Origin of the sequence: Tardiphaga sp. 37S4 (assembly GCF_021044645.1) — a bacterium.
Lineage (GTDB): Bacteria > Pseudomonadota > Alphaproteobacteria > Rhizobiales > Xanthobacteraceae > Tardiphaga > Tardiphaga robiniae.
In genome coordinates this window covers 3,721,081-3,737,392 of the sequence record NZ_CP088008.1, presented here as the reverse complement: position 1 = coordinate 3,737,392, position 16,312 = coordinate 3,721,081, and the positions used below count along the sequence as shown (strand labels likewise).

Annotated in this window: 14 protein-coding genes; 13 read left to right on the top strand and 1 reads right to left on the bottom strand. The window is 60.7% G+C overall.

Translation table 11 applies throughout. The features are described 5' to 3' along the window. Positions 1 to 159 precede the first annotated feature (159 nt). Genes LPB73_RS17835 through LPB73_RS17800 form a run of 8 tightly spaced genes read left to right on the top strand, consistent with a single transcriptional unit; the run spans position 160 to position 7,860 of the window. Positions 160 to 1,443: an ABC transporter substrate-binding protein gene (locus tag LPB73_RS17835; RefSeq protein ID WP_093760902.1), complete on the top strand. Its 1,284-nt coding sequence runs from the start codon at positions 160 to 162 to the stop codon at positions 1,441 to 1,443. A gap of 9 nt (positions 1,444 to 1,452) precedes the next feature. After that, complete coding sequence (locus LPB73_RS17830; RefSeq protein WP_093760900.1) at positions 1,453 to 2,403, top strand: carbohydrate ABC transporter permease; 951 nt, start codon at positions 1,453 to 1,455, stop codon at positions 2,401 to 2,403. A gap of 11 nt (positions 2,404 to 2,414) precedes the next feature. Further along, positions 2,415 to 3,257 carry a carbohydrate ABC transporter permease gene (locus tag LPB73_RS17825; RefSeq protein ID WP_175368247.1) on the top strand — a complete coding sequence of 281 codons (843 nt, stop codon included), beginning with the start codon at positions 2,415 to 2,417 and terminating at the stop codon, positions 3,255 to 3,257. Positions 3,258 to 3,266: 9 nt separating this feature from the next. After that, positions 3,267 to 4,403: an ABC transporter ATP-binding protein gene (locus LPB73_RS17820; protein WP_175368218.1), complete on the top strand. Its 1,137-nt coding sequence runs from the start codon at positions 3,267 to 3,269 to the stop codon at positions 4,401 to 4,403. Then, on the top strand, positions 4,400 to 5,419 hold the full coding sequence (locus LPB73_RS17815; RefSeq protein ID WP_120288875.1) for a Gfo/Idh/MocA family protein: 1,020 nt from the start codon (positions 4,400 to 4,402) through the stop codon (positions 5,417 to 5,419). The genes LPB73_RS17820 and LPB73_RS17815 overlap by 4 nt, the downstream gene beginning before the upstream one ends. Continuing rightward, on the top strand, positions 5,416 to 6,099 hold the full coding sequence (locus LPB73_RS17810) for a GntR family transcriptional regulator (protein WP_093760894.1): 684 nt from the start codon (positions 5,416 to 5,418) through the stop codon (positions 6,097 to 6,099). The genes LPB73_RS17815 and LPB73_RS17810 overlap by 4 nt, the downstream gene beginning before the upstream one ends. A gap of 46 nt (positions 6,100 to 6,145) precedes the next feature. After that, on the top strand, positions 6,146 to 6,931 hold the full coding sequence (locus LPB73_RS17805) for an SDR family oxidoreductase (protein WP_120288876.1): 786 nt from the start codon (positions 6,146 to 6,148) through the stop codon (positions 6,929 to 6,931). An 11-nt stretch (positions 6,932 to 6,942) separates the two neighbouring features. Continuing rightward, the gene (locus tag LPB73_RS17800; RefSeq protein WP_231077711.1) at positions 6,943 to 7,860 is read left to right on the top strand and encodes a dihydrodipicolinate synthase family protein; all 918 of its coding nucleotides are present in this window, start codon (positions 6,943 to 6,945) and stop codon (positions 7,858 to 7,860) included. Positions 7,861 to 8,802: 942 nt separating this feature from the next. Here LPB73_RS17800 and LPB73_RS17795 read toward each other — a convergent pair. After that, a complete protein-coding gene (locus LPB73_RS17795; protein ID WP_120288878.1) occupies positions 8,803 to 9,795 on the bottom strand; it encodes a helix-turn-helix domain-containing protein in 993 nt (330 codons plus the stop codon). 209 nt (positions 9,796 to 10,004) lie between these two features. Between LPB73_RS17795 and LPB73_RS17790 the strand changes: the two genes are divergently transcribed. The 5 genes from LPB73_RS17790 to LPB73_RS17770 are packed head-to-tail and all read left to right on the top strand — an operon-like array spanning position 10,005 to position 16,286. After that, positions 10,005 to 11,198 carry a serine hydrolase domain-containing protein gene (locus LPB73_RS17790; protein WP_120289247.1) on the top strand — a complete coding sequence of 398 codons (1,194 nt, stop codon included), beginning with the start codon at positions 10,005 to 10,007 and terminating at the stop codon, positions 11,196 to 11,198. A 51-nt stretch (positions 11,199 to 11,249) separates the two neighbouring features. Next, complete coding sequence (locus tag LPB73_RS17785) at positions 11,250 to 12,842, top strand: ABC transporter substrate-binding protein (RefSeq protein WP_231077710.1); 1,593 nt, start codon at positions 11,250 to 11,252, stop codon at positions 12,840 to 12,842. A gap of 2 nt (positions 12,843 to 12,844) precedes the next feature. After that, positions 12,845 to 13,795 carry an ABC transporter permease gene (locus LPB73_RS17780; RefSeq protein WP_175368222.1) on the top strand — a complete coding sequence of 317 codons (951 nt, stop codon included), beginning with the start codon at positions 12,845 to 12,847 and terminating at the stop codon, positions 13,793 to 13,795. Then, positions 13,792 to 14,679: an ABC transporter permease gene (locus tag LPB73_RS17775; protein WP_175368223.1), complete on the top strand. Its 888-nt coding sequence runs from the start codon at positions 13,792 to 13,794 to the stop codon at positions 14,677 to 14,679. The genes LPB73_RS17780 and LPB73_RS17775 overlap by 4 nt, the downstream gene beginning before the upstream one ends. After that, on the top strand, positions 14,676 to 16,286 hold the full coding sequence (locus LPB73_RS17770) for an ABC transporter ATP-binding protein (protein WP_120288881.1): 1,611 nt from the start codon (positions 14,676 to 14,678) through the stop codon (positions 16,284 to 16,286). The genes LPB73_RS17775 and LPB73_RS17770 overlap by 4 nt, the downstream gene beginning before the upstream one ends. Positions 16,287 to 16,312 lie beyond the last annotated feature (26 nt).

Sequence of the window (16,312 nt, the reverse complement as noted above, 5' to 3'; positions counted from 1 at the left end):
TCGTTACATCGCCGGCGTCGTTGGAATTGTCAATAATCCTATTCGATACAGCGGATATAATCGCTAATACCGCGGAATTGGATATTTATTATTGACAATATACCTGGACCTGTTCCAGGGTCCGGCCCAATAAAAAACAGACATCCGGAGGAGATCACCATGACGGCACGGAGAATTGGACTGGCTGCGGTTGTCGCGGCGGCCACCATCGCGAGCGCTGCTCCCGCTTTTGCGCAGGCCACGCAGATCACGATGTGGAGCAACTGGCCCGACGAGCCCGCCAAGAAGGATTGGGTGACGACGCGGGTGAAGGACTTTGAGGCTGCGAACAAGCAGTGTTCGGTCAAGCTCAGCTTCATCCCGAAAGCGGATCTCTACACCCAGGCCAAATCAGCGGTGCGGACCGGGCAGGCGCCCGACATCTTCTACATGGAGCCGGATCAGCCGGAATTTCTCGCCGGAGGCTTCCTCGAACCGCTGGATAGCTATGTCGATCTGGCGCAATACGAGGACTGGTCGAAACCAGCCTGGACATCGAAGGGCAAAGTCTACGGCCTGCCGGTCGAGGCCTATACGGTCGAGCTCTACTACAATAAGGACGCGGTCAAGAAGGTCGGCGTGGATGTACCGGCGTCGTTCCAGCTAACGCAGGAGCAGTTCACCGATCTGGTGAAGAAGGGCGTTGCCGCCGGCATCACCCCGGTGTCGCAGGGCGTCGGCGATCGTCCGTTCCCGGGTGGCTTGCTTCTGTTCGAGTCGCTGCTGCGTAAGCTCGGTATCGAGGACTATGGCAAGCTGCTCAATGGTGGGCTGTCGTTCAAGGATCCGCGCGTCGTTGAAGTCATGACCTGGATGAAGGGGCTGGTCGATGCCGGTGCCTATCCGAAGAGTTTTTCCACGCTGAAGCTCGGTGAGTCCCACTTCTATTTCTACAACACGCCGGGCGCGCTGACCTTCCCGGATCCGAGCTGGTTCACGGGTCGCGCCTTTGCGCCACCGGAAGGTGGTGGCATGCCGGCCAATTTCCCGCTCGGCATCATGCAATTCCCGGCAATGGACAAGGGCGCTTGTCAGGACTGCAAGACGCTCGCCGTCGCCGGCAGCTTCGTGATGTATTCAAAGAGCAAGAACAAGGATTGCGCCGGTGCGCTGATGAAATCCATGGCCACCGTCGAGAATGGCACCAAGTGGATGGAGCAGGTCTCGCTGCAGACCGGTCTGAAATCCGACCCGGCCAAGATCAACAGCCCGCGCAAGGACTACTTTGCGGAGCTCAACGCACGCAACAAGAACGTCAAATACTTCTTCGGCACGCCTCTGCTGTATTACCGCGCCAAGTGTGCGGAGACCTACACCCAGGTCATGAACAACGCTTTTCCGGCTGGCCTTCTGAGCGTTCAGGAAGCCGCGGAGAAGATGGACAGCGCCTGCTTCAAGAGCTGAGTACTAACAATGACATCGATCAGCATTCCATCCGCTGCCGAGGAGGGGGCTCAGCACGCAGCCCCCTCGCTGGCCGATCCGCGCCGGGCGAGCTGGTGGGTGCTGGCCGTCTTTCTGGCGCCGGCTTTGGCGGTGTATATCGGACTGACCGCCTATCCGGCGTTTCGAACCTTCTATGACAGCTTCTTCACCATTGAAGGTCTCGATGCGACCTTCGTCGGCCTGGATAACTATCGCGCGCTGATGTCCGACGAGACGTTCTGGGTGTCGGTGCGGAACACATTCATCTGGTCGTTCATCGCGCCCGTGCTCGATGTTGTGACAGGCCTGCTGCTCGCACTGGCGCTATATGCGGGCGTTCCTGCCGCGCGCTTCCTGCGGGTCGCGTGGTTCACTCCGGTCCTTCTATCCTACGTCGTCGTCGCGATCCTCTGGATGTGGATATTCAACTACGACTGGGGAATCCTCAACGCCATGCTGCGCGCCGTCGGGCTTGGGGCACTGGCGTCGTCCTGGCTCGGTGATCCAAATTTAGCGCTCGGCGCACTCATCGTGACCCATGCCTGGAAATGGGCAGGCTTCAACATGGTGGTCTGTCTCGCGGCGATTCATTCGTTGCCGCGCGAGGTACTAGAAGCCTCCGAACTCGACAATTGCGGCTGGGGCGCCAAGCTGCGCTACGTCATTGTGCCGATGCTGCGGCCGACCTTGCTGAACCTTTATATTCTTGCCTTCATCGGCAAGATGAAGATCTTCGATCTGGTCTGGATCATGACCCAGGGCGGCCCGCTATGGGCGACCGAAACCGTATCTACCTACGTCTACAAGCGTGCTTTCAACTGGAACACCTTTGATCTCGGATATCCTTCCGCCATCGCGTCGGTGTGGTTCGTGGTGGTCTGCGCCGCTGTCATCATCCTCAATCGCCTTCTGGCGACCCGCGAACGTCTGGAGTACTGATCGTGGCTGCCATGCTTGCGGAACGCGCACCTTTGCCGCGTTTCTTCAGCCGCGGAGCGCTTGCTCTCGTGCTGGGCCTCTACACTATCTACACGCTGGGACCGTTCCTGTGGCTCGCCACGATGTCGGTGCGCACCACCGCCGAGATCAGCGCCGACCACTATGCGTGGCCCAAAGTGTTCCACTGGGAGCAGTTCCGGATCGCCTGGGTCGATTCCGATTTTGCGACCTATTTCTGGAATTCCACGATTGTCGTGGTGGGCGCCGTCGCCGTCGTGACGCTGCTTGGCGCCGCAGCAGCGCATGCGTTGGCGCGCTATCGTTTCCGCGGCAATCGGCTGGTCTACGGCATCCTGTTCTCGTCGATCATTTTCCCGCCGCAGATTACGTTGATCTCGCTGTATCAGATCCTGGTCGACTACAATCTTTACAACAGCCTGCTCGGGCTGACGCTGGTCTATGTGTCGCTGCAGCTGCCGCTGACAATCTATCTTCTGGAAGGGTTCTTTGCGCGCATTCCGCAGGATCTGTTCGACGCCGCCAAGATCGATGGCTACGGCGATCTCGAAATTTTCCGGCGCATCGTGCTGCCCATCGGCATGCCGGCGATTGCCACTACGCTGATCCTGAACTTTATCCAGCTCTGGAACGAGTTTCTGTTTGCCGTCGTGCTGATCACCGATCCTGATAAGCGCACGCTGCCGGTCGGCATTCGCGCCTTCATGGGCGATCATTTCCAGGACATCGGCATGATCGCCACCGGCGTCATGATCTCCGTCATTCCGGTGATCATCGTCTACGTTTTCTTCTCAGAGAAACTCATTCGCGGCATGACTGCCGGCGCAATCAAATAAGAGGCAGCCATGGCCGTTGTCACCCTCGACAAACTCTCCAAACAATATGGGCCGACAGGTCCGGTAGTCGTTGACAAGGTCGATCTTCATATCGGCGACGGCGAATTCATGGTTCTGCTCGGGCCCTCAGGCTGCGGCAAGTCGACGACACTGCGCATGATCGCGGGCCTGGAAGAGATCAGCTCCGGCAAGCTCTCGATTGGCGATCGCGTAGTCAATCAGGTGCCGGCCAAGGATCGCGACATCGCGATGGTGTTTCAGTCCTATGCGCTCTATCCGCATATGAGCGTTGCGGACAATCTCGCCTTCGGCCTGCGCCGGCGCAATTTCGCCGCTGCCGAGATCGAACGCCGGGTGCAGGATGCGGCGAATATTCTTGGTCTGACGCCGCTGCTGACGCGCAAGCCCAGCGCGCTGTCCGGCGGCCAGCGCCAGCGTGTCGCACTCGGGCGCGCCATGGTGCGCGAGCCGATGGTGTTCCTATTCGACGAACCGCTGTCCAACCTCGACGCTGCGTTACGCGTCAACACCCGCAGCGAGATCATCAAGCAGCACAAGCGGCTGGGATCGACGATGATCTATGTGACCCACGACCAGGTCGAGGCCATGACCATGGGAACGCGGATCTGCGTCATGAATGCCGGTCGCGTTGCTCAGATCGGCGCGCCGCTCGACGTCTATTGGGAGCCGGCGGACACGTTCGTCGCCCGATTCTTGGGATCGCCACCGATGAATCTGGCGACGGCGGTTGTCGCTTCGGCCAATGAAAGCTCTGTGGCACGAAGCCAGAGCCTTGAGACGGCGCTGACGCGCTGGTCGCCTCAGTTATTGGGAAAGCTGGTAGACCAAAAAGTGACAATCGGCGTGCGCGCCGAGGATTTGCATATCAACAAGGCGGCGTTGGGCAGCGAGCCCGCGGGCCATGTGCGGGGGCGTACGATCGCGGTGGAGCCGTTGGGCGCGGAAACCTTGCTGTTGGTCGAAATCGAACCCGACGTGGAGTGGACGGCGCGATTGCCGCGTCATGTGCCTGTCGCCATCGACGAGACCGTCGATCTGTATTTCCCGGTCAATGCGGTCTTCGTGTTTGACGCAACGACGGGCCGGGCCGTCATCGGCGAGAAGCGTCGGGATATCGGGCAATGAGCAAGCCGTTGCGGATCGGATTGATTGGTGCGGGGTGGGTCACGCAATATCATCTGCTGGCATGGCAGAAGCTCGCGGGGCGTGCCGCGGTCGTCGCGATCGCCGATCCCTCGTCGGAGAATGCTGCTGCGCGCGCCCGGCAGTTCGGTATCGGGCAATGCTTTTCGCGCGCGGAAGACATGCTGGCGGCATGTGAACTCGATGCGGTCGATATTGCTGCGCCGCGTGCCTTCCATGCGCCTTTGGTACGCCTCGTCGCCGATCGTGGTCTGCCGGTGCTTTGCCAGAAGCCGCTCGCCCCGACACTCGCAGAAGCCGAGGCGTTGGCGCGTGATGTCGAGGGTCGCATCCGGTTGATGGTGCATGAGAACTGGCGCTTTCGTGCATACTATCGCGATGCCGCATCCTGGATCAGGGACGGTCGTATCGGGGCGGTGACAGCTGCCCGTCTGACGCTGCTGACATCGGGCACGATTCCCGATGCAAACGGCCAATATCCTGCGATCGAGCGCCAGCCGTTCATGCGCGGCGAGTCCCGCATGCTGGTGGCTGAAGTGCTAATTCACCATCTCGATACTTTGCGCATGCTGCTAGGCCCGCTGGATGTGATCGCGGCGGCGCTGACCCAAACATGTCCGGATATTGCGGGTGAAGACGGTGCCGTGATCCAGATGCGATCCCGCGGCGGCGCCGGTGTGTCGTTGTTCGCGAGCTTTGCAGCTCATGGCGCGCCGATATCGCAGGCCGATCAACTCGAAATCCTTGGCACGATTGGCTCAATTCGGCTCGAAGGTACGCAGCTGAAGCTGACGGGCGCGCAAAGCGAGATCCGCGCCTACGATCTAGCTGCGACCTATCAGGGTTCCTACGATGCGACCATCGCGCATTTCATCGATGCGCTGCAAAGCAGCGCGCCTTTCGAGACCTCTCCCGCGGACAATCTGCAAACCCTGCGCCTTGTCGAGGATTGCTACCGGTTGTCAGGGCGCGAAGCATCTCGAGGCAATGCCAGATGACCGTCACCAAAATTGCGTCACGCGCCGATGAACAGGCCGAGATCATCCGACGTGTCGAAGAGGATATCATCTTTGGCCGATTACCGCCCGGCGCGCGGCTGATCGAAGACAACCTGATGGAACGCTATGGCGCCTCGCGGCACTTCGTGCGCCAGGCGCTGGTGCATCTCGAGCATACCGGCATCGTCCAGAGGGAGAAGAATGTGGGCGCGACGGTGCGTTCCTATTCGACGGCCGAGGTGAAGCAGATCTATGAAGTGCGCGAGATGCTCACGCGCCAGGCCGCACTGATGATCCCGTTGCCAGCCAAGGCGTCGCTGATCATGGAGCTCGAAGCCATTCAAGCAGAATATGTGCGGTATGCCGAGCGCGGCGATTTGCGCGGCATTCACGACACCAATGACGCGTTCCACATCGCTCTGTTTGCGGCGTGCGGAAACCCGTATCTGGTGCGATCGCTGCAAGATTACATGGGCCTGACACTGCCCATGCGTGCCAAGAACCTTGCCGATCACAACGGGCTGCAGGTGTCGATCCAGCAGCACGATATGATGATTTCACTGCTGCGTGGCAACGACAATTGGGCGCTGTCGCAGCTCTGCGTCGAGCACATGCACTCCAGCAAGGCCGATTACCTGCAACGCGTGGCCGTGCCCGGCCCAAATCTAGGGCCGGACTGACAGGCCAACACGCATATCGATTCCGCATCTCGACAAAGGACAGGACATGGATCTCGGACTTCAGGGCAAGGTCGCGCTGGTGCTTGGCGCCGGCGGCGGCCTTGGAAGCGCTATCGCGAAGACGCTGGCGAGTGAAGGCGTGCGTGTCGCGCTTGCCGACATCGACGCGGCCGCGCTCGATCGTGTCGTCGCGGAGATCAAGCAGGGTGGAGGCGACGCGATGGCCGCCGCTTTCGATCTGGCTGATCGTGCCGCGATGGATGCGCGCGTCAGTGCCATCGAGGCAGCGTTCGGCCCCATCGACATCCTTGTCAACAATACCGGTGGGCCGCCGCCGACGCCTGCTGCCGGGCAGGACCCGGAACTGTGGAGCAGGAGCTTCGAGCAGATGGTGCTGTCGGTCATCACGCTGACCGATCGCGTATTACCCGGCATGCGCGCCCGCAAATGGGGACGTATCGTGACATCGACATCGTCTGGCGTGGTGTCGCCGATTCCCAATCTCGGCATTTCGAATGCACTGCGATTGTCGCTCGTGGGCTGGTCGAAGACGCTGGCCCGCGAAGTTGGGCGTGACGGCATCACAGCCAATATCGTGCTTCCAGGCCGGGTTGCCACCAGTCGCATCCGTTTCCTGGACGAGCAGAAGGCAAAGCGTGAAAGTCGCTCCGTCGAGGACGTGTCTGCGGAGAGCACCGCCAGTATTCCTGCCGGCCGTTATGGTGAGCCACAAGAATATGCTGATGTGGTCGCCTTTCTCGCCAGCACCCGCGCATCTTACGTCAACGGCTCGGTCATCCGCGTCGATGGTGGTCTCATTACTAGCATCTGAAGGATCAAATCATGGCTCTCGACGCAACCGCCTCTGGCGTCTTCCCAATCGCCCCCACCCCGTTTCATCCCGATGGTCGTCTTGATGAGGCCTCGCTCGGCACATTGATCGACGGATACCTCAAGGTTGGCTCAACCGGCGTCACGGTGCTTGGCATCATGGGTGAGGCGCCGAAGCTCGAGCCCGAGGAATCGATCGCGATTGCTAAGCATTTCGTGAAGGGCTTCGGAAAACTGCCGGTGATCGTCGGCGTTTCGGCGTCCGGTTTCGCAGCGATGCGCGCGCTGTCGCGAACCGTGATGGAGAATGGCGCGGCGGGTGTGATGATTGCTCCTGTGCCGAGCCTGCGTACCGACGATCAAATCACCGGCTATTACCGTCAGGCGATCGAAGCGATCGGATCCGACATTCCGTTCGTGATCCAGGACTATCCTTTGACACTGTCGGTACAGATGACGCCGAAAGTCATCCGTCAGATCGTGCAGGAGAATCCTTCCTGCATTATGCTCAAGCATGAAGACTGGCCCGGTCTTGAAAAGATATCGACGCTGCGTGCGTTCCAGGCCGAAGGGTCGTTGCGACCGATCTCGATTCTGACCGGTAATGGCGGACTGTTCCTCGACTTCGAAATGGAGCGTGGTGCAGACGGCGCAATGACTGGCTACGCCTTTCCGGACATGTTGGTCGAGCTGGTCAAGCTGCAGAAGGCCGGCAAGCGCGACGAGGCGCATGATCTGTTCGATGCGCACTTGCCGCTCTTGCGATACGAACAGCAGCAGGGCGTTGGCCTCGCCGTGCGGAAATATGTGATGATGAAGCGTGGGTTCCTGGCATCGGATGCCCAGCGCAAGCCCGGCTCGGTTCTCTCGGTGAAGGCGCGCGAGGAGGTCGACTACATGCTGTCGCGTTTGGAGCGGGCTGTGAGGTAGTCGGTGGCAAGCCTCAAAGGCGGAGTTTTTCAACACGGCGCAAAGCGGACAGAGGCAGTCGTCAGCCTTGCCCCTCTAGAAATTCCGCGATCTGCGCCTTCAGAAATGCCTTTCTGGAGATTGTTCTCCTGCCGGAAATAGTAGAGCAAATGAACGCCACTTTCGGATGGAGTAGCTACGCCCAAGAAACCTGTTGCGCTCATCCGCCGCGCAGTGCGCGGCGGAAAACCCCAAAATCGGCCCATTGCGTTTGAAGACTGGCGAGAAGCCCACTCTGGGCCGGCCATCCAGCGAAGATCGAACTAAGTCTCCGCGCGCAGTCTCCCGAAAACGGGAGTTTCTGCGGTGTTAGCCGGAGATTTTTGGGAATTGGGCGGGTTATGGGGCCGATTTTGCCACCCGGAGACTTTCCCGCTCGCCTGAAAAGCCGCCCAATACGGGCCTTTCTCGACAAATTGGGGCTATCGGCCGTTTGGCCGGACTGCTTGGCTGGGGCGGGAGTGCCGTTCGCACCTGTCTCCGTGTCAATTCCCTGCAAACAGGGTATTTTACAGGGAATTTGCGATTTTCGACACCGGTGTTCATTTTCGACCCATCCATTCAGCGGATTAAAGGGGGAAAATCGTCGAATTCCCTGTGCCATCGAACAGGGAATTCATTTCGAATTGCAGGCAATAATGAAAATGGATCAGGGAAGACAAAAGCTGCTCTTCATGCGAGGGCTAGCTACAGGACTTGCTAGAACCTTTTATTGGGAATGCCCGGACCAGGGCGACGCATACGACGATGAGATTGCATCGTTGCGGGACTACAGTCGAATCGATCGAACGTTGGCGTCGCCGTCTTGGATAGGCAGTCTGTTGCGTTTCGCGTGCGTGAACCCAGGACATAGTCGTTCCAGAATAGCCAAATGGCAGCTTTCGGCGCAAAGCGGACATCGGTCTAGTTGTTACGAGTTAGTTCCAGATTTGCATCCGCACGCGCGCGCCGCAGAGTTTCGGACGGAAGTTCGGTGAAGTGTCGCTTGTAGTCCTGCGAGAACTGGCTGAAGTGCCAGAAGCCCCACTTCACCGCGATATCATAGACGCCGATCCGCTCGTCTACACAGTGCTTGAGCTCGCGGCGCACGCGATTGAGGCGGACGGCGCGTAGATAGTGGATGGGGTTGCTGCCGAGTACGTCCTGGAAACAGTAGTTCAGCTTGCGACGGCTGGCGCCGACGCCCTTGCAGATGTCGAGGATGGTCATCGGCTGTTCGGGCGTGGACAGCATGAGGGAGCAGGCCCGATCAACGAGACGCTTGCGGGTGCCGCCACTACGGAGGTCATCGCATGGCTCGAGGTTCGGTAATAGATCGATCACCTCGGTCAGCAGGTTATCCTCGAGCTGCTGCCGTGCTGCGGGATTGTCGAGGATTGCCGGATTGTCGTCGGTGATCTCCTGGACGTATTCCAGCAATTGGCGAAGACGTTGCGCAGCGACGGGATCGGTGCGCAATTCCCGCAGCTGGTGCCAGATGCCCTCAGGCAGCTCGATCTGCATATCCTGCAGCGTGTCCTCAAGCAGCTGAGCATTCATCACAACCCCGCGCAGTTCGAATTCGGGCGGGGTGCACATATCGACTTCGGCATCAAAGCACGCGATCACATTGCCGGACGACATGCAGGCGCCATTGAAGTTGATGTCGCCAGCGCGCCAGGGCAGGGCAATGCCGAAACTATCGACCCCGAGGTGTCCATACTGGCGAACACGCTGGCTGGTGGTTTCGCGGAAGACCTGGATACCTGGCAGCCGCACCTCGACAAAACTGCCGCGAAACGCGCCGGCGCTGATCTGATCATAGTCAAGCCGCCAGCGCCCGAGATTGGCGCAATGTGCATCGACATCGTTGCTCGACGCAGCAAACAGCCAATGATCCGAGGCGTTTAGCGACATGCAGGCCCTCCGGACAGCCATTCAGGCGGTGCCAGACATAGATTGATCTTTCGAAAGACCGTTTTGCAAGCGACGTGCCATCTCGCTGTGAGCCGCGGGGCGCTCAAGAATTGCTGATTTTTGATAACGGTCAATTCGCATGCTCGCCGATGATCGCTCGTCCGGATCAATGCTGATGCCGGGCGACGGACATGTTCTGCGAGGATGCGATGAAGCCAAGCGATGTCATGAAAGGTGCTCCGCCCGCCGCTGAGGCGCTCGTGACCCGGTTCAACTGGCGCAAATATCCCTACAGCCAGTGGAGTTTTCGCAATGTCCGCCAGGTGTTGCCGACCGCCGATATACGGCGCGGTGCGGCGCCAAGGCCGCTCAAGACGGCATTTCGCGATCTCGGCGCCCTTGCATTCACCTATGGCGAGGGCGTCTCAACAACGCTCGCAGAGACGTTGGCCCAGACCTATGCCGATGGCCTCGTCGTGCTGCATCGCGGCGAGATCGTAACCGAGTGGTACGGCGAGGGCATGACCCCGCACACGCCGCATCTGGTCTGCTCGGTGAGCAAGTCGATCTGTGGCACGCTCGGCGGCGTGCTGGTCGAGCGCAGCCTGCTCGATCCCGACAAGCCGGTCACGCATTATGTCCCGGAAGTCGCGTCATCGGTCTATGGCGGCTGCACGGTCCGCGACCTGCTCGATATGACCGTGGCGATCAAGTTCGACGAGGACTACGACGATCCCGAAGGCGACGTGGTCAAGTATCGGCTATGCAATGGCTGGGACGTGCTGCCGGACGGAACGGCGCAAGGCGACCAGCGCAGCTTCCTCGCCACGCTGCGGCCGAATGGCGGGTCGCATGGCAAGGTCTTTCATTACGTCTCGACCAATACGGACGTACTCGGCTGGGTCTATGAAAAGGCCTGCGGCAAGCCCTATGCGCAGATTCTCTCGGACTATATCTGGGCGCCGATGGGGGCTGCGGACGATGCCTATATCACCCTCGACACCCATGGCGCGTCACGCTCGGCCGGGGGCATCTGCGCCACGTTGCGCGATCTCGCACGGTTCGGTGAAATGATCCGTCAGCGGGGTATCGCCAATGGCACGCAGGTGGTGCCGGGGGCGTGGATCGACGACATCCATGCCAACGGCGACAAGCAGGCCTGGAAAGACGGCGATCTGGCATTCGTGTTTCCAGACGGCCGCTACCGTGCCTGCTGGTACACGATTGATCCCGCGCGCAACGATCTCGCGGCGGTGGGTATTCACGGTCAGTGGATCCATGTCGATCCATCGACTGACGCCGTGATCGTGAAGGTCGCCGCCCAGCCCAGTCCGATGGATATCGCGATCGATCATCGCTGGCTTGCTGCCTTCCGAGCCATCGGTGCGCATCTGACCGCGTAGTTGTCCGACATCGTCCTTTCGATTTCAATTCCCATTGCCCCGGAGATCGTCATGTTCAATGATTTCAGCCGACGCTCGTTGCTCAAGGCAGGTGCCGCAGGGCTTGCTGCCGGGATGATGCCGCGCATCGCGCGTGCGCAGTCTGGCAAGGTTATCCGTGCAGTGATGCATGCGCCTTTGCGTGCCACCGATCCGGTCATCAACACGGCCTGGACCGGGCGCAATCACGGCCTGAACATCTATGACACGCTGTTCTCCACCGACTCCAAATTCCAGATCCGTCCGCAGATGGTCGATACCTATGAGGTGTCGGCCGACAAGCTGACCTATACATTCAAGCTGCGCTCCGGGCTGAAATTCCACGATGGCGCGCCGGTGACGTCCGCCGACGTCATCCCCTCGCTGCAACGTTGGGCCAAGCGCGACACCATGGGCGCGCGAATGATGACCTTCGTCGCCGAACTCAAGCCAGTGGACGAGCGCACGTTCCAGCTTGTGTTGAAATCGCCCTATGGCCAGGTGCTACAGACGCTCGCCAAGCCGTCGAGCATCATGCCTTTCATCATGCCGGCGCGCCTTGCCGCGCAGCCGCCGGAACAGCCGGTCACCGAATTTGTCGGCTCCGGCCCATTCCGCTTCGTTACCTCCGAATTCCGTCCGGGCAGCCGCGCGGTCTATGAGCGTAATGCGGACTATGTCTCGCGCGACGAGCCGTCGGACGGCCTCGCCGGCGGCAAGATTGTGAAGATCGACCGTTACGAGTGGATCAGCATGCCGGACTTCCAGACCGCGGCGAATGCGCTGATCAACAAGGAGATCGACTTCCTCGAAGCCGCGCCGCACGACATGCTGCCGTCGCTGATCGCGGCCAAGGACGTCACCGTGGCCGATTACAATCCGCTCGGCTTCATGTCGGTGGTGCGCATGAACTGGCTCAGCGAGCCGTTCAACAAGCAGGAAATCCGCCAGGCCGTCATGTATGCGAGCGACCAGGCCGACTGGCTCGACGCACAGGTAGGCAATCCCGACTACTATCAGGCCTCCGCAGCGATGTTCGGCGTCACCACGCCGCTGGCCAGCGAAGTCGGCTGGAACACCAAGCCTGATATCGCTCGCGCCAAGGATCTGCTCAAGAAGGGCGGCTACAAGGGCGAGAAGGTGGTGATGCTGCAGGGCACCGACTCGCCGCTGCTGTCTGGCTCCAGCACGGTCACTGCACAAAAACTGCGTGCCATCGGCATGAATGTCGAGGTGCAGACGATGGATTGGGGCTCGCTGCTGGCGCGCCGCGTCAAGCAGGATTCGACAGCGAATGGCGGCTGGTCGATGACCCACTGGGTCACCACGACCACCGAGTTGATGAATCCACTGGCCAGCACAGTGCTCGACACCCGCGGCAAGACCGGCGGCTTCTTTGGCTGGCCGGAGGATACGGAGATCGAAAGCCTGCGCAACAAGTTCGCGCTGGAGACAGATGCCGCTGCCCAGAAGACGGTAGCCGAAGCGATCCAGAAGCGGGCTTATGATGTGATGACCCATATTCCCGGTGGCCAGTTCAAGCAGCCGGTGTCGCACAGCAAGGCGCTCAAGAACATCGTCACCGCACCGGCGCCGCTGTTCTGGAACGTCGAGAAGACGGCCTGAGCATGGCAGTCGCCGGCGTCCTCCTGAAGCGATCGGTCTCCGTCATTCCCGTCCTGGGGGTGGTGGCGTTGATCGCATTCATGCTGCTGCGCTTCGCCTCGGGCGATCCGGTGGCGCAGCTCGCCGGCGATAATGCCGATCCCGCGGCCATCGCTGCCATCCGAGCGCGTCTCGGACTTGATCAGCCGCTGGCGATGCAGTTCCTGAACTGGCTATGGCGCATGTTGCATGGCGATCTCGGCACCTCGATCGTGTCCGGCCAGCCTGTCACGGCGCTGATCGCCCAACGCGTTGGCCCGACGGTGGCCGTGTCGATCACCACGATCGTGTTCTCGGTGGTGGTCGGTGTGCCAATCGGCGTGCTCGCCGCATGGCGGCGCGGCGGCTGGCTCGATCGCTTCGCCATGTGGACCTCGGTGACGGGCTTTGCGGTACCGACCTTCGCCATCGGTTATTTCTGGATCTATCTTCTCTCGATGCAGTTCGGGCTGTTTCCGGTGCAGGGTTATGTGCCGCTGAGTGATGGGCTCGGTCTGTTTCTCTGGCACCTTACATTGCCGACGCTGACGCTGAGCCTCGTCTATATCGCGCTGATCGCGCGCGTGGCGCGCACGAGCATGCTCGAAGTTCTGTCGGAGGATTTTGTCCGTACCGCGCGGGCCAAGGGCTTGCCGGAGCGGATCGTGGTGTTCAAGCATGCGCTGCGCAATGCGGCGGTGCCGATCGTCTCCATCGTCGGCATCGGCATCGCGTTGCTGATCGGTGGCGTCGTGGTGACCGAAAGCGTGTTCAATCTGCCGGGCCTCGGACGTCTCGTCGTGGATTCGGTGCTGGCGCGTGACTATCCGGTGATCCAGGGCGTGATCGTCGTTTTCGGCAGCGCCTATGTGGCGATCAATCTGCTGGTCGATCTCAGCTATTCCTTCTTCGACCCAAGGATCAGCCAGCAATGAGCGCGATCACGGTCTCTGCACCCACCTCATCGATCAATATTCGCGCTTTCGCCGGCCGACTGCTGCGCAACAGGACAGTGCTGTTCGGCCTCTGCATCCTCGTGCTGTTGGCGTTGATCTCGATCTTTGCCAGCTGGCTATGGACGGTGGATCCAGCGGCCATCAAGCCGCGCTTGCGGTTGCGTCCGCCCAGTGCGGTCAATTGGCTCGGTACCGATAATCTCGGTCGCGATATCTGGAGCCGGCTGGTCTATGGCAGCCGCGTCTCGCTGGTCGTCGGCGGCTCGGTGGCCTTCATCGCCGTCGCATTGGGTAGCTTGCTTGGCCTGATCGCCGGCATGGTGCGCTGGATCGACAATGTGCTGATGCGCATGATGGACGGGATGATGGCGATTCCGGCCATCCTGCTGGCGATCGCGCTGATCGGCGGTCTCGGACCGTCCATCACCACCATCTGCATTGCCATCGCGATCCCCGAAATCCCGCGCGTTGCCCGCATGGTGCGCAGTGTGGTGCTCACGGTGCGCGAGGAGGCCTATGTCGAGGCGGCAGTCAGCATGGGCACGCGGCTGCCGGTGCTGATGGCTCGGCATATCGTCCCGAACATCATGGCGCCGCTGATCGTGCAGGCGACTTATATCGCCTCATCCGCAATCCTGATCGAGGCGTCGCTGTCGTTCCTCGGCATCGGCATGCCCGACGAGATTCCAAGCTGGGGCAACATGATGTCCGATGCGCGGCTTTATTTTCAGGTGCGGCCGGGACTGATGTTGTTTCCCGGCATCTGCATCGCGCTGACGGTGCTTGGCATCAACCGGCTCGGCGACGGTTTGCGTGACATGCTCGATCCGCGGCTGGCCCGATCGGTGGGAGGCCCGAAATGAGCGAAGAATTGCTCGACATCCGCGGCTTGAAAGTCGGCCTGAGCGGCGAGGCCGATGGTCGTCGTATCGTCAAAGATATCGATATCACGGTGCCATCGGGCGGCATTGTCTGCGTCGTTGGCGAGTCCGGCTCCGGCAAATCGGTCACGGCCTTCAGCGTCATGGGGCTGTTGCCTGACGGGCTGAGACCGGTGGGAGGCTCGATTAAGCTGCTAGGCGAGGAATTGCTTGGCGCATCAACAGAGCGCATGCGCGCGCTGCGCGGCAGCCGCATCGGCATGATCTTCCAGGAGCCGATGACGGCGCTCAATCCGGTAATGACCGTCCGCGAGCAGCTCGCCGAGCTCATCGAATGGCACTCGGACGTTCGGCCGAGCAAAGCCGAGGTCAATAGACGCGTGCTGGCGGCGCTGGAAGACATGCTGCTGCCCAATGCACCGCAGATGATGCATGCCTATCCGCACCAGCTGTCAGGCGGCCAGCGCCAGCGTGTGATGATCGCCATGGCGATGCTGCTGGAGCCGGTGCTGCTGATCGCGGACGAGCCCACCACGGCACTCGACGTGACCACACAGAAGCAGATCCTTATGCTCATCAAGGATCTGGTGAAGCGCAAGAATATCGGTGTGCTCTTCATCACGCATGATTTTGGCGTGGTTGCCGACATCGCCGATCAGGTGGTGGTGATGCAAAAGGGCGCGGTGGTCGAGAGTGGCGGCGCCGACGCGGTGCTCGGGCATCCCGCCCAGGCCTATACGCGCTTGCTGATCGACTCCGTGCCGAAGGGCATCACTATCCCGACGTCCGCGCGCGAGCTGGCGCCCGATGTGCTCGCGGTGAAGGGTCTGAAGATGACCTATGGTCATCGTGGCTTATTCGGGCGTGGTCGTGTCACCCATGCGGTCCGCGATGCCGCCTTCACGCTCGGCCGCGGCGAGATTCTCGGGGTAGTCGGCGAGTCCGGTTCCGGCAAATCGACGCTGGCGCGCTGCGTAGCACGGCTGATGAAGCCGACATCCGGCGAGATCAATCTGCTCGGCACGGATATCGCCGCTGTCTCCAATGAGACGCTAAGGCCACACCGACGCTACATTCAAGTCGTCTTCCAAGACCCTTATCGCTCGCTCAATCCACGCCTGTCGGTCGGACAGTCGATGATCGAGGGCGTGGTGAATTTCGGTGCCTCTCCGCAGGTCGCACGCGAAAAGGTGTCGGCGCTGCTCGAACTGGTCGGGATGGATCCGCAGGTGATGCATCGCTTCCCACACGAATTCTCCGGCGGCCAGCGCCAGCGCATTTGCATTGCGCGTGCCCTGGCCTCGGAGCCGCAGATACTGATCGCCGACGAAGCGGTGTCGGCGCTCGACGTCACCGTTCAGGCGCAGGTGTTGAAGCTGTTTGCTGACCTGCGCAGCCGGCTTGGCCTGGCGATGCTGTTCATCACCCATGACCTGCGCGTTGCCGGCGAACTTTGCGATCGCATCATGGTGATGAAATCCGGCGAGATCGTCGAGAGCGGTCCGACCGCGGAGATCTTTGCCAATCCGCAACATACCTATACCCGCGCGCTGTTCGCTGCTGCGCCCGGCCGCGAGCGTCTTCAATAATCTTCCAACCTACCGGCGCGATGCGC

Excerpts from the sequence above, each read along its gene's own strand:
- LPB73_RS17835 (WP_093760902.1), top strand. The coding sequence starts at position 160 with ATGACGGCACGGAGAATTGGACTGGCTGCGGTTGTCGCGGCGGCCACC.
- LPB73_RS17830 (WP_093760900.1), top strand. The coding sequence starts at position 1,453 with ATGACATCGATCAGCATTCCATCCGCTGCCGAGGAGGGGGCTCAGCAC.
- LPB73_RS17825 (WP_175368247.1), top strand. The coding sequence starts at position 2,415 with ATGCTTGCGGAACGCGCACCTTTGCCGCGTTTCTTCAGCCGCGGAGCG.
- LPB73_RS17820 (WP_175368218.1), top strand. The coding sequence starts at position 3,267 with ATGGCCGTTGTCACCCTCGACAAACTCTCCAAACAATATGGGCCGACA.
- LPB73_RS17815 (WP_120288875.1), top strand. The coding sequence starts at position 4,400 with ATGAGCAAGCCGTTGCGGATCGGATTGATTGGTGCGGGGTGGGTCACG.
- LPB73_RS17810 (WP_093760894.1), top strand. The coding sequence starts at position 5,416 with ATGACCGTCACCAAAATTGCGTCACGCGCCGATGAACAGGCCGAGATC.
- LPB73_RS17805 (WP_120288876.1), top strand. The coding sequence starts at position 6,146 with ATGGATCTCGGACTTCAGGGCAAGGTCGCGCTGGTGCTTGGCGCCGGC.
- LPB73_RS17800 (WP_231077711.1), top strand. The coding sequence starts at position 6,943 with ATGGCTCTCGACGCAACCGCCTCTGGCGTCTTCCCAATCGCCCCCACC.
- LPB73_RS17795 (WP_120288878.1), bottom strand. The coding sequence starts at position 9,795 with ATGTCGCTAAACGCCTCGGATCATTGGCTGTTTGCTGCGTCGAGCAAC.
- LPB73_RS17790 (WP_120289247.1), top strand. The coding sequence starts at position 10,005 with ATGAAGCCAAGCGATGTCATGAAAGGTGCTCCGCCCGCCGCTGAGGCG.
- LPB73_RS17785 (WP_231077710.1), top strand. The coding sequence starts at position 11,250 with ATGTTCAATGATTTCAGCCGACGCTCGTTGCTCAAGGCAGGTGCCGCA.
- LPB73_RS17780 (WP_175368222.1), top strand. The coding sequence starts at position 12,845 with ATGGCAGTCGCCGGCGTCCTCCTGAAGCGATCGGTCTCCGTCATTCCC.
- LPB73_RS17775 (WP_175368223.1), top strand. The coding sequence starts at position 13,792 with ATGAGCGCGATCACGGTCTCTGCACCCACCTCATCGATCAATATTCGC.
- LPB73_RS17770 (WP_120288881.1), top strand. The coding sequence starts at position 14,676 with ATGAGCGAAGAATTGCTCGACATCCGCGGCTTGAAAGTCGGCCTGAGC.